General features: G+C 45.9%; 9 protein-coding genes. 4 read left to right on the top strand and 5 right to left on the bottom strand.

Features of this window, described 5'->3' with window-relative positions; genetic code table 11:
- Positions 1–41 precede the first annotated feature (41 nt).
- Positions 42–1,640, bottom strand: a complete 1,599-nt coding sequence (locus EL216_RS01875; protein ID WP_085389786.1) for a peptide chain release factor 3 — start codon at positions 1,638–1,640, stop codon at positions 42–44.
- Between the two features lie 490 nt (positions 1,641–2,130).
- Between EL216_RS01875 and EL216_RS01870 the strand changes: the two genes are divergently transcribed.
- Positions 2,131–5,229, top strand: a complete 3,099-nt coding sequence (locus EL216_RS01870) for a right-handed parallel beta-helix repeat-containing protein (protein ID WP_232005256.1) — start codon at positions 2,131–2,133, stop codon at positions 5,227–5,229.
- Between the two features lie 185 nt (positions 5,230–5,414).
- Here the strand turns inward: EL216_RS01870 and EL216_RS01865 are convergent, their stop codons facing one another.
- The gene (locus EL216_RS01865; RefSeq protein ID WP_085389925.1) at positions 5,415–6,464 is read right to left on the bottom strand and encodes a histone deacetylase family protein; all 1,050 of its coding nucleotides are present in this window, start codon (positions 6,462–6,464) and stop codon (positions 5,415–5,417) included.
- 179 nt (positions 6,465–6,643) lie between these two features.
- Here EL216_RS01865 and yajC point away from each other — a divergent pair, with 179 nt between their 5' ends.
- The 3 genes from yajC to secF all read left to right on the top strand — a co-directional run bounded on the left by yajC (position 6,644) and on the right by secF (position 9,799).
- Positions 6,644–6,940, top strand: coding sequence for a preprotein translocase subunit YajC (yajC, locus tag EL216_RS01860; RefSeq protein ID WP_085389785.1), 297 nt, complete (start codon positions 6,644–6,646; stop codon positions 6,938–6,940).
- Between the two features lie 67 nt (positions 6,941–7,007).
- Positions 7,008–8,858, top strand: a complete 1,851-nt coding sequence (gene secD / locus EL216_RS01855) for a protein translocase subunit SecD (protein WP_085389784.1) — start codon at positions 7,008–7,010, stop codon at positions 8,856–8,858.
- Positions 8,859–8,863: 5 nt separating this feature from the next.
- On the top strand, positions 8,864–9,799 hold the full coding sequence (gene secF / locus EL216_RS01850; protein ID WP_085389783.1) for a protein translocase subunit SecF: 936 nt from the start codon (positions 8,864–8,866) through the stop codon (positions 9,797–9,799).
- 192 nt (positions 9,800–9,991) lie between these two features.
- Here the strand turns inward: secF and EL216_RS01845 are convergent, their stop codons facing one another.
- From EL216_RS01845 to EL216_RS01835, 3 genes are all read right to left on the bottom strand, one after another.
- The gene (locus EL216_RS01845; protein ID WP_085389782.1) at positions 9,992–11,230 is read right to left on the bottom strand and encodes a beta-ketoacyl-ACP synthase; all 1,239 of its coding nucleotides are present in this window, start codon (positions 11,228–11,230) and stop codon (positions 9,992–9,994) included.
- Positions 11,224–11,952 carry a 3-oxoacyl-ACP reductase FabG gene (gene fabG, locus EL216_RS01840; RefSeq protein ID WP_085389924.1) on the bottom strand — a complete coding sequence of 243 codons (729 nt, stop codon included), beginning with the start codon at positions 11,950–11,952 and terminating at the stop codon, positions 11,224–11,226. Before fabG ends, EL216_RS01845 begins: the two co-directional genes overlap by 7 nt.
- A 69-nt stretch (positions 11,953–12,021) precedes the next feature.
- A complete protein-coding gene (locus tag EL216_RS01835) occupies positions 12,022–12,510 on the bottom strand; it encodes an ApeP family dehydratase (RefSeq protein WP_085389923.1) in 489 nt (162 codons plus the stop codon).
- Positions 12,511–12,524: the final 14 nt, after the last annotated feature.

The following is a 12,524-nucleotide window of genomic DNA, read 5'->3' as shown; positions in this document are numbered from 1 at the left end:
GAAAAATTTTCAGACGGCCTTTATTTTTGATTAATATAAACTTAAGCATTTAGATTAACGGAATGTTCCCGTGTTTCATGGAAAACAATATCTGGCCAACGTTCTTGAGTCAGATTCAAGTTGACACGGTTTGGTGCCAAATAAGCCAAATTGCCGCCGGCATCAATGGATAAGTTTGCCGCATTGGCTTTTTCAAATTCAGCCAGTTTTTTCTTGTCATTACATGACACCCAGCGGGCCGACCAAATTGAGGCCGTTTCAAATACCGCTTCAACGCCGTATTCCGCCGCCAACCGCGAAGTAACCACTTCAAACTGCAATACACCCACCGCACCGAGAATCAAATCCGCACCGCTATGAGGTTTGAAGACCTGAACGGCACCTTCTTCGCCGAGTTGTTGCAAGCCTTTTTGCAGTTGTTTCATTTTCAGCGGGTTTTTAATGCGCACACTGCGGAACAATTCGGGCGCAAAGAATGGAATGCCAGTAAAGGCCAGTTGCTCCCCTTCGGAAAAGCTGTCGCCAATTTGGATATTACCGTGATTGGGAATACCGATAATATCGCCAGCATACGCTTCTTCAACCAATTCGCGGTCGTGCGACATAAACGTTACTACGCTGGATGCGGCAATATCGCGGTTGATGCGCAAGTGTTTCATTTTCATGCCGCGCTCGAATTTGCCTGAGCACACGCGCAGGAAGGCAATGCGGTCGCGGTGTTTCGGATCCATATTTGCTTGAATTTTAAACACAAATCCTGAAAATTTTTCTTCAAACGGCTCAATCGTACGCACAGTTGCATCACGGCTTTTCGGTGAAGGAGCCCAATCAATCAGCGAATTTAAAATTTCTTGCACGCCGAAATTGTTAATGGCCGAACCGAAAAACACCGGCGTTAATTCGCCTGCCAAGAATTCTTCCAATACAAACTCATTGGAGGCCGCCTGAACCAACTCGATTTCGGCGCGCAGATTGTCCATTTCCAATGGAAACAGCTCATCTAAGCGCGGATTGTTAATGCCTTCAATCACTTCAAATTCATGCGGCAGTTTCTCACCGCCGGCATCAAACAAATACACTTCGTCATTCAAAATGTGATACACGCCTTTAAAGTTCTTACCCATGCCGATCGGCCAAGTAACCGGAGCGCAACGGATTTTAAGAATGTTTTCAACTTCGTCCAACAACTCCAGAGAATCGCGTACTTCTCGGTCGTATTTGTTCATAAAGGTAACAATCGGTGTATTGCGCAAACGGCAGACATTCAACAGCTTGATGGTTTGCGCTTCTACCCCTTTGGCCGCATCAATTACCATCAACGCGCTGTCGACGGCGGTAAGCACACGGTAGGTATCTTCCGAAAAGTCTTGGTGGCCGGGGGTATCGAGCAGGTTGACGGTATGGTCTTTATACTCGAACTGCATCACAGAAGAAGCAACGGAAATGCCGCGCTGCTTCTCGATTTCCATCCAGTCGGAAGTAGCGAATTTGCCGGTTTTTTTGCCTTTTACCGTGCCGGCGCTTTGAATCGCACCTGAAAACAGCAACAGTTTTTCGGTTAAGGTGGTTTTACCCGCATCAGGGTGGGAAATAATGGCAAAGGTACGGCGGCGGCGTACCTGTTCCGGAATATTAGACATGCTTTGCCTTTGAAAAAATGATGAACAGGCAGCCGTAATCAACAAGCTGCCTGATGAAAAGATGCGCGATTGTACTAAAAACAACACTTTATTTCAAATTTTAAACATCCTCACAATACTTTTTTTCTTTTTTCTAATTATAAATTTAACCATATTGATTTATAAATAAATTTTTATTTTATTCGGTTTGATACCGGTCAACAGGTATTAATTTTGCTCCGAAAATTAAGCCGTTAAAAATCTATTTGACAACACACTTTTAACCATTAATTTGTCATGGCTCAATTTTCATAACAAATAAATAAAATAACAGTTTCATAAAAATATTTTTTATGTTATTTTTACAAAACCTAACATAATTAGCCTAGAGTAAATTTAAGCAGCCTTATTGATTTTTCACCTATGTTTCAATAAAAAAGCTGTATAAAATACCTAGATAAAATAAATACCGATTGCAAGTCGGAAAATAAACATTACGGAAATTAACAAAATGTCAAAACAAATCGCCATAGCCATTAACAAGGTTGTTAATGGCAACATCTCTACACCTGTACGCCTTGATCGTTATAGTTTACGTACGGATTCAAAACTCCCTCTCAAAATACAAGCGGTAGATGCCGAAAATGTTTTTTATCAGTTGACGGATGCGGAAAGTGGTTTGGCTCCCGCTAAATTGGTACACAAACAGGTAGGTACGGATTTATATATCAGCTTCGAGGATACAAAATCCGAACGTCCCGATTTAATTATTGAAGGCTATTATTCACAAACAGCAAACCATTCCCCTGCCCCTGTATTAGGCATGCAAAACAATGGTGAGCTTGCAACCTACCCTATCCAAGCATCTTCCGATTATTTGCTGGCAGAACAAATTACCATCAATAAAAATGCTGCCGAAAGCATCATTGGCGGCAGCAAATTATTGGCGGCGTTAGGGGGAATAGCAGGTGCGGGTTTGCTTGGTGCTTTGGCCGCAGGTGGTGGTGGCTCAGGCGGTGGAAATAATGATGCTCCGTCTGTGGCATCTCCTGCGAAAATTGATAATGCATCCCAACCTTCTTTTTCACAAACAAGTGGGCATATTGCCCCTGCTGTTTCTTCTGCATCACAGACTGAAGTATCCCCTACTCCTACAGATACGAAGGATTTTGAAACAAAAACAGAAACAACCCCTATACAGCCTATCGAGCTTAATACAAATATCGATATTGCCCCTGTAAAGATTGGTTCTGATGTTGAAAAAAATATCGCACCGGAAGCCGAAGATTCTCCCAAGCCAATCATTGCCGACGAGAATAAGCTGGCATCTGAAATTGCCGATGCTATTCACATTGCAAACGCTTCAAATGATTCTGCCGACCAAAATATCAATCATGGGAATAATCCTGAGTTGAGGCCGTCTGAAACATCAAATTTGTTACCGGGCGAACATAATGAAAAAAAAGATCTCGCAATTACTGATACCAGTTTGAATTCTGAAAATGATACTGCGGAGCCTTCAACCCCAACTCAGCCAACCGATGCAGGCACAGGCCAACTCAGTGCATCGGGGGAATATTATATTTACCATCATCAGGTTTACGGTAAATATATTGATGCTCATGAATTCGGTACGGATATTACCGGCAAAACAGACAGCTTGGCTGCAATTAAAGCCGCTCTTGCTGCCGCACACCATGAAAATGCCGCCGTATATTTAAAAGGAGACCTGAAAATCTCCGACCAAATCGTATTGAACACCCATAATAAAAACGTTACCGGTTTATTCGGTGACGGCATGGGTGCCACAACCGTTTCTTTCGACAAACAGCAAACAGGTGTTTTCAACTCCAACACTAACCAGGACGATATCCGTGCCTATGCAGGTATTTTGGTTGACGGGCAAAATGGCAAAACCATTGCGGATTTGTCTGTGAAATATACCAATATTAATGATTTCTACCGTCCTGGAGAAAGCTATTTCGGCAAAGTCAGCGGTATTTTGGTTAATGATGCCGATAATACTTTAATCAGCAAAGTGGAGGTTTCCGGTGCCAACCGTGCCGGAGTGGTTTTCACGTCTACCGAAGCATTGGTGAAAGATCCTAACGGCAGCGGTAAAACTTACAAAGCCCGAATTATCAGCGGGGAAATTCAAGAGGACTATGAAACCTTGCCCTTGGGCGAAAACAACCGCCTTGTAGACAGCCATTTACATCACAACCGTACGGCCGGAGCATTGGTTGCTTATCAAAAGAACTTTGTTGCGGAAGGTAATCTTTTTGCGTGGAACGGCCATGAAAAAGACGGCGGCACCGGCTATGGCATTACCGCTATGGCAGGAAGCTACAACTATGACGTTACCTTTAGGAACAATACCACTGATCACAACTACCGCAAAGGCTTCGATGTACATGATGGCAATAACATCGTTATCGAAAACAATACTGCAATCGGCGACCGTCTTTACGGAATCGGCGTATATAACCGCCAGTTCAGTATGGACAATGTCAAGATTACCGGCAACACCATTATCCAAGATCCTAATTTCCGTTTAGAAACCGATGATAACCTTCGCCCTAACTATCATGGCTACTCAGGTATCCAATTGCAAACCAACACTCAGTATAAAGATTTGCATAGCAAGGATTACGGTTATTTTGAAGTCAGCGGAAATACCATCAAGAATCTCAGCGTATATAAAGACGCCATCCAAACATATGGTATCGAATTCCGTAACCATGAACCGAAGATGGATTACACGCTTAAAATTTCCGGTAACAAAATCGAAGGAGATTCCACAAAATATTTGATTGCCGTCATCAATAACACCAAAAACCAGCTTACTAAAACCAATGGCCCGGGTTCAGGCACCATTGAAATATCCGACAACCATGCGGATATTGGAACAATAGCCTCTAAAACCATGCCGATCTTTATTAACGAACACCATACCGACGGCTATCTGCGTGGCAAAGTAAGCGTAGAAAATAACTATATTAAAGTAAGGGAAAACTCTAACGGCAGTATTGAAGGCATACAAATGATCGGCAATGCCGAAAGTTATGAAATCCATAACAATACTTTTGAGCTGCACGGTAATATGAATCAGGCAATTGTCAGTATTCACGGGCGCAGCACCTACGGTGTGCCTGAATTAAACGTAACCGACAACGAGCTGATTACCGACCGTACCAACGGAATTTACCGCGGTTGGATAGAATATCGTGGTGCGGATGTGCATGCCCATGATAATAAACATAACGGTAAGCCTATTTTTGAGGTAAATCACAGCGACAAAAAACTGGAATTGGGAATCGGTGGCGACAGTATTGTGGGAGAAACATCTGCTTCAGCAGTGGTTCCTTCTCCGGCCAAGAAAATCAGCTTGCTGCAAGCAGATGATGGAAACGGTGAAGCAGAAGAAAATAGTGCTAATTTAGTTCTTTCTAAGCTGATGTCACCCGCCGTTGTGGATTTATCCGGCATTTTAGGTATGCAGAATAAAACTGCTTTCACAGACCATGCCGCTATTCCGGTTTATAAGAATTCCTCGAATATTCCGGAAGATGACTCTTGGCAACATGATAATAATGCTTATATCCTCTAACTAAAAAATCCCGTACCGTGATGGGTTTGAGGCCGTCTGAAAAATCGTTTTCAGACGGCCTCAAACTATATACTTTAAACCACAGCCTCTTCTTTTTTCTTCTACGACTTGGCCAAGTTTTCCCAGTTCAAACCGAACATCAACACAATTCATTAAAGTAATGCAAGGCTTTTAACCGATTTGTTCTAAGCGTTATCCGTTACCTGCTTGTTCAGCAATTTATCATATTGCACTGCACAATCGGGTTTGCCCATACCTGCAAGCACATATACGTGTGCCGCCACAGATTTTGAAAGGCTTTCCAAAGCGTATCCTCCTTCAAGTACAGAAACAATACGGCCTTTGCACATAGAGGCTGTCTGAATGATTTTGTGCGACAGCCAAGCATAATCCGCCTCATGAAGATTCAGACGGCTTGTCTCATCCGATTTGTGTGCATCAAACCCTGCCGATAAAAATAATAATTCGGGTTTAAATGCTGCCAATTTCGGCAACCATTTTTCGCGTATTTCCTTTCTGAAATCATAGCTGCCGGTATCAGGCGGAAAAGCAATGTTGACGATATGGGGATTCTTCTCAAATTTTTCAGGTGAAGGGAAAGGAAACAAATCGTTCTCAAAACTATTTAAAAGTAATACCCGCGGATCATCTTTAAAAATTTCCGTTGTTCCGTCTCCGTGATGTACGTCGAAATCGATCACTGCTATTTTTTGTATGCGGTATTGTGCAATGGCATGCATTACCCCCACAGCTATATTATTAATCAGGCAGAATCCTCCTGCTTTGCCGCTTTGGGCATGGTGCCCAGGAGGGCGTACCGCGCAAAACGCATGATATGCCCTCTTATTCATTACCATATCCACAGCATTTACGACAGCTCCTGCTGCATAACGTGCGGCGGTTAAAGATTCATGACTCATCACCGTATCATCGTCGATACGGTAAATTTTGCCTTTCTGCGGCTGCATAGACTCCAAAAAACGCAAATATTTACGAGGGTGTACCAAAGCAAGTTGCTTGTCGGTTACTTCTCCGGCTTCCACCTTTTGCAACCTGTTCCATATACCCTGTTTTCTTAATTCCGTCTCAATAGCACGGATGCGTTCAGGGGCCTCGGGATGATGCACTCCGGGTTCATGTCTCAAAAATAACGGATGGCTTATCCATGCTGTTCTAGCTTCTTTTCCGGCAAGATACCGAAGCCATGAACGCATTCGGCGAATAATATTTTTCATGACGTTTAAATCGCGCAATACCGCCCGTGTTTTCAGACGGCCTTCTGACAAATAATAATTAATAAATACGGAAAATTCTTGGAAAAATCTTCCCCGCCCTTTAGAATAGCTTACTTTCGACGGCAATCCAAACGGTTTGCTGCCCTTCATTATTCAAATAATTAAAGAATGGACAAAACATGATTGATTTCGCTTACGCCGCCGATGCAGCCGCCCAACCGAATATTCTGATGCAATTTGCGCCTTTGGTCCTGATACTCATAGTGTTCTATTTCCTGATTATGCGTCCGCAGCAAAAGAAATTTAAAGCCCATCAAGCCATGCTGACCGAATTAAAAGTCGGCGATAAAGTGCTCTTGGCTTCCGGTTTCAAAGGCACGGTGAAAAAAGTTGGAGAACAATTTTTTACCGTAGAAATCGCTCGAGGTGTTGAAGTTGAAGTTGAACGCAACGCTGTTGCCAGCAAAGTCGCATAATCATTTATTTTCCGAAAGCCGCCGCATTCGTGCTGCGGCTGTTTGCATTGCTAATTGAAGGTTTAATATGAACCGCTATCCGCTTTGGAAATACCTGTTAGTCGCTTTTACCATTATTTTGGGCATTATTTACACACTGCCCAATCTCTTTGGCGAAACACCGGCCGTACAGGTATCCACCAACCGTCAATCTATTATCATTAACGAACAAACCGAAAACCGTGTTGCGGCAGCTCTTCAGACGGCCAATATCCAAACCGACGGGATGTTTATCACCGACAACTCCTTGAGAGTGCGTTTCAAAGATACCGAAACCCAACTTAAGGCTCGTGATGTTATCGAAAACACCTTGGGCGACGGCTACATTACTGCACTTAACCTTTTGGCCGACAGCCCGGAATGGATGGCAAAAATCAAAGCCAACCCCATGTTTTTGGGCTTAGACTTACGCGGCGGCGTACATTTCACCATGCAGGTGGATATGAAAGCCGCAATGCAGAAAACGTTTGAGCGCTATTCCGGCGACATCCGCCGTGAATTGCGCCGCAAAAAAATCCGTATCGGCACCATTCGCCAAACAGAAAACAGCTTAACCATTCCTTTTCAAGATGTCGCCGATTTACAGAAGGCATTACCGGAATTAAGCAAATTCTTTCCGGAGGCAACGTTAACGCCTTCCGGTAAAAATCTGGTATTAACCTTGTCGCAAAGTGTGCTGGATAAAGTGCGTACCGATGCCGTTAAGCAAAATATTGCCACATTGCACAACCGTGTGAATGAATTAGGCGTTGCCGAACCGGTTATCCAGCAAGCCGGTGCCGACCGCATTGTGGTTCAACTGCCCGGTGTTCAAGATACCGCCAAAGCAAAAGACATTATCGGTCGTACCGCCACTTTGGAGGTGCGTATGGTATCCGATGATGCCGCACAAATTCAGGCAGCCTTATCGGGCAATGTGCCTGAAGGTTACGAGCTTCTCTACACCGCCGGCGAACACCCGCAACCTACTTTGGTTAACAGACAAGTTGAGTTGACTGGCGATAACATCAACGATGCCCAACCCGGTTTTGATGATAAAGGCGCACCTGCAGTCAATATCAACCTCGACAGTGCAGGTGGTAACATTTTTGCCGATCTAACAGCACAAAATGTCGGCAAACGCATGGCTATGGTATTGATTGACCAAGGCAAGGCCGAAGTGGTAACCGCTCCCGTTATCCGTTCTGCCATTACCGGCGGCCGCGTACAGATTTCAGGCAGCATGAGTACTGCCGAGGCCAACGATGTTTCATTGTTGCTGCGTGCCGGTTCGCTGGCCGCCCCGATGGAAATCATGGAAGAACGCACCATCGGCCCGTCTTTAGGTAAGGAAAATATCGAAAAAGGTTTTAATTCCACATTGTGGGGTTTTGCAGCCGTGGCCATTTTTATGGTTCTTTATTACCGTGTATTCGGTCTGTTTTCCGTAGTTGCGTTATCAACCAATATCCTGTTTTTGATTGCCATTTTATCAGCCCTGCAAGCCACGCTTACGCTTCCCGGTATTGCGGCACTTGCGCTGACATTGGGTATGGCGATTGACTCCAACGTGTTGATTAACGAACGTATCCGTGAAGAATTGCGGGCAGGGGCTTCACCGCATGCCGCCATTAATCTGGGATACCAACATGCATGGGACACTATTGTCGACTCCAATATCACGTCGCTGATTGCCGGTATCGCCTTATTGATTTTCGGTTCCGGCCCTGTGCGCGGTTTTGCCGTAGTGCATTGTTTGGGTATTCTCACTTCGATGTTCTCATCTGTAGTGGTATCGCGTTCATTGGTAAATCTTTGGTATGGCCGCCGCCGCAAACTGCAAAAGATTTCTATCGGCTCGGTATGGAAACAACCAACCGAAACAGCCGTTAAGGAGTAATCAACATGGAATTATTTAAAATCAAACGCGATATCCCGTTTATGAGCTACGGCAAGCTCACCACGCTTATTTCGCTGGTTACGTTTGTATTGGCCATATTTTTTCTGGTTACCAAAGGCTTGAATTTCTCGGTGGAATTCACGGGCGGTACGGTAATGGAAGTGCAATACCAACAAGGTGCCGATGTCAACAAAGTGCGTGAGAGACTCGATGCCCTGAAGCTTGGCGACATACAAGTGCAGGCGTTGGGCACCAACAAACACATTATGATCCGCTTGCCTAACAAAGAAGGCGCTCCTTCCTCCCAACTTTCCAATTCCGTAATGGATTTGTTGAAACAAGATGCGCCGGACGTTACTTTACGTCAGGTCGAATTTATCGGCCCGCAAGTCGGCGAAGAATTGGTAAACAACGGTTTAATTGCATTGGGTATGGTTATTGTCGGCATTATTATTTATTTGTCGATGCGCTTTGAATGGCGTTTTGCCGTTTCTGCCATCATTGCCAACATGCACGACGTTGTGATTATTCTCGGCTTTTTCGCCTTTTTCCAATGGGAATTCTCATTAACCGTGTTGGCCGGTATTCTTGCAGTATTAGGTTATTCGGTTAACGAATCGGTGGTGGTGTTCGACCGTATCCGCGAAAACTTCCGCAAACCTGCAATGCGCAACAAAACCGTACCGCAAATTATCGACAATGCTATTACAGCCACTATGAGCCGTACTGCGATCACCCACGGTTCGACTGAGGCAATGGTGCTTTCTATGCTGATTTTTGGCGGTGCCGCCTTGCACGGATTCTCTTTGGCCTTGACCATCGGTATCGTTTTCGGTGTTTATTCTTCCGTATTGGTTGCCAGCCCGTTATTACTGATGTTCGGCCTGGATCGGGAAAACTTAGCCAAGCCCCAGAAGAAAAAAGAAGAAGCTGTGGTTTAAAGTATGTAGACGTTTCCCTCTGTCTGAGGCCGTCTGAAAGCGGATATCTGACAACAGGTATCCGCTTTTTATTTTTATGACCACTCTATGATTCGCAATCATCTGTAAGTTTTATCGTTACTCATAACAATAAGGCCGTCTGAAAACAATTTTCAGACGGCCTCACTTTTGTCAAATAAGAGGAAAAAACAGTTATTCACCAGCCCAACGTTTAAATACCAGCGAAGTATTTACTCCACCGAAAGCGAAGTTATTATTCATCACATAATCGGTTTGAATTTCACGCCCTTCCCCGCGGATATAATCGACATTGCCGCAACGGGGATCGATATTGTCCAAATTCACGGTAGGCGCAAACCAGCCGTCGTTCATCATCTCGATCGAAAACCACGATTCTAGTGCACCGCATGCGCCGAGCGTGTGGCCGAAATAGCTTTTTTGCGAACTCATAGGGATACGGCTGCCGAATACGGCTTCCGTGGCCTGTGTTTCGGCAATATCGCCTTTTTCGGTGGCCGTCCCATGACCATTTACATAACCTACCTTGTCCGGTCGGATACCTGCATCACGCAGAGCCATTTCCATGCAGCGCTGCATCGTGTCTTTTTGTGGTTGGGTAACATGGCTGCCGTCGCTGTTCGCTCCGTAACCCACTAATTCGGCATAGATTTTTGCTCCGCGTGCACGGGCGTGCTCCAATTCTTCCAGCACAAAAATTCCCGCACCTTCGCCGATAACCAAGCCGTCGCGTTCCGTATCGTAAGGACGCGGTGTTTTTTCCGGTTCGGCGTTGCGGCGGCTGGCGGCATACAGCGAATCGAACACATACACTTCAGACGGGCAAAACTCTTCGCCGCCGCCTGCCAGCATCATATCGATCATGCCGTATTTAATCGATTCGTAGGCATATCCGATACCTTGGCTGCCCGAAGAGCAAGCGCTTGAAGTGGGAATAATCCGTCCGGTAAGGCCGAAGAAGATACCGATATTGGCGGCAGTCGTATGCGGCATCATGCGTACGTAGGTGTTTGCACTGAAATGCGGGGAAGCACCGGTCATCAACAATTCGCCGACATCGCGAACATCTTTGGTACTGCCGGTCGAGGAACCGCAGGCTACACCCATACGCCCGTCTTTAATACGCTCGTCCTCCAACAAACCCGCATCCTGTAACGCTTGCTCTGCCGCATCCACACATAAATACGACACGCGCCCCATGCTTCGCAGTTGCTTGCGCGTCCAATGTGCCGGCGGGTTATAGCCGTTAATCGGCGCCCCCAAACGGGCTTCCAGTTCAGGATATTGCTCCGCCCATTCCGCTATGGTTTGCACGGCATTTGCGCCATGCTTGAAGGCCGTCTGAATACTTTTCCAATCGCGACCGAATGCGGTAATGCCGCCGATTCCCGTTACCACTACCCGTCTCAACATAAACCTCCGTTTACCGCAATAACTTGGCGCGTGATATACGCTGCTTTTTCATCCATCAGAAACCGCACCGCATGCGCCACTTCTTCCGGTGTTCCCATGCGTTGGGCGGGAACAGCCTTTAGAATTTCTTCTACCGGCACGTTTTCATCGAGAATTTCAGTATCGATCAAGCCGGGAGCAACGCAGTTTACAGTGATTTTGCGCTTGGCCAGTTCGACTGCGAGAGCTTTCGCCGCACCAATCAAACCTGCTTTGGAAGCACTGTAATTCACTTGGCCGCGATTGCCCACCAAGCCTGAAACCGAAGCCATGCAAACAATACGGCCGGCTTTGCGACGACGTATCATCGGCATGGAAAGCGGATGGAGGACATTGTAAAAACCGTCTAAATTGGTACGCAATACCCTGTCCCAATCATCGTCTTCCAAAGCAGGAAACGCATTATCGCAGGTTAAACCGGCATTCAGCACGACACCGTAATATGCACCATGAGTTTCCACATCGGCAGTTAAGATTTCGCGGCAGGTTTCGCGGTCGGACACATCAAACTGCAATACGCGGGAATTTCTGCCTAAGGCTTTAATTTCCGAGGCGACTTCTTCCGCCTCTTCGCGACGGCTGCGGCAATGCACTACAATATCGTAACCGTCTTGTGCCAACCCCAATGCAACTGCTTTTCCTATACCTCGATTGGAGCCTGTAATTAAAATGGTTTCACTCATGCGTTTCACTTAACTATATTGGGTTCGGATTGATTTCAACAGGCCGTCTGAAAAGTTGGTTGATGGTTTTCAGACGGCCTTACCCTCTTTCGGGCTGAATACATTCAGAGCCGCCTGCACCAACAAACCGTCGGCGGGCAGCATGTGTTTTTTGTCGGCGAGAGCATCCGTCCAACGTAATTCGCAATCGAACACGCCGAAACCTGTTTGGTCTTGCGTCGATACGGCTACTTTAATTGCCAAGCGAGTACCTATCGGAATTTCATCGGTAAAGAGATTCAACTTCCGCGTGCCGAGCAAAAAACCCAAACGAACGGGTTCGCCCGCATTATGTGCTTCGCAACCGGCCAAGGCGGCGATGCCCTGAGCCATGATTTCCATTCCAGCCAGCGCAGGCAGCGTGCCGTTTTGCAGCAGAATGTGTTTTTCTCCCACTCGGGCGGTGGCATGCAGATAACCTTCGCCGTATTCGGTAATCGTATCCAGCAATACCATATGCCCGCTGTGCGGCAATAAAGGGGCGATTTCGGTAATGGGGCAAACTAAAGGAGCCGGCATAATATCCTCTTTGA

Source organism: Neisseria animaloris, assembly GCF_900637855.1.
Taxonomy (GTDB): Bacteria; Pseudomonadota; Gammaproteobacteria; order Burkholderiales; family Neisseriaceae; genus Neisseria; species Neisseria animaloris.
The sequence above is the reverse complement of the archived record's forward strand: the minus strand, read 5'-3'. Positions and strand labels throughout refer to the sequence as shown.

Excerpts from the sequence above, each read along its gene's own strand:
- EL216_RS01875 (WP_085389786.1), bottom strand. The coding sequence starts at position 1,640 with ATGTCTAATATTCCGGAACAGGTACGCCGCCGCCGTACCTTTGCCATT.
- EL216_RS01870 (WP_232005256.1), top strand. The coding sequence starts at position 2,131 with ATGTCAAAACAAATCGCCATAGCCATTAACAAGGTTGTTAATGGCAAC.
- EL216_RS01865 (WP_085389925.1), bottom strand. The coding sequence starts at position 6,464 with ATGAAAAATATTATTCGCCGAATGCGTTCATGGCTTCGGTATCTTGCC.
- yajC (WP_085389785.1), top strand. The coding sequence starts at position 6,644 with ATGATTGATTTCGCTTACGCCGCCGATGCAGCCGCCCAACCGAATATT.
- secD (WP_085389784.1), top strand. The coding sequence starts at position 7,008 with ATGAACCGCTATCCGCTTTGGAAATACCTGTTAGTCGCTTTTACCATT.
- secF (WP_085389783.1), top strand. The coding sequence starts at position 8,864 with ATGGAATTATTTAAAATCAAACGCGATATCCCGTTTATGAGCTACGGC.
- EL216_RS01845 (WP_085389782.1), bottom strand. The coding sequence starts at position 11,230 with ATGTTGAGACGGGTAGTGGTAACGGGAATCGGCGGCATTACCGCATTC.
- fabG (WP_085389924.1), bottom strand. The coding sequence starts at position 11,952 with ATGAGTGAAACCATTTTAATTACAGGCTCCAATCGAGGTATAGGAAAA.
- EL216_RS01835 (WP_085389923.1), bottom strand. The coding sequence starts at position 12,510 with ATGCCGGCTCCTTTAGTTTGCCCCATTACCGAAATCGCCCCTTTATTG.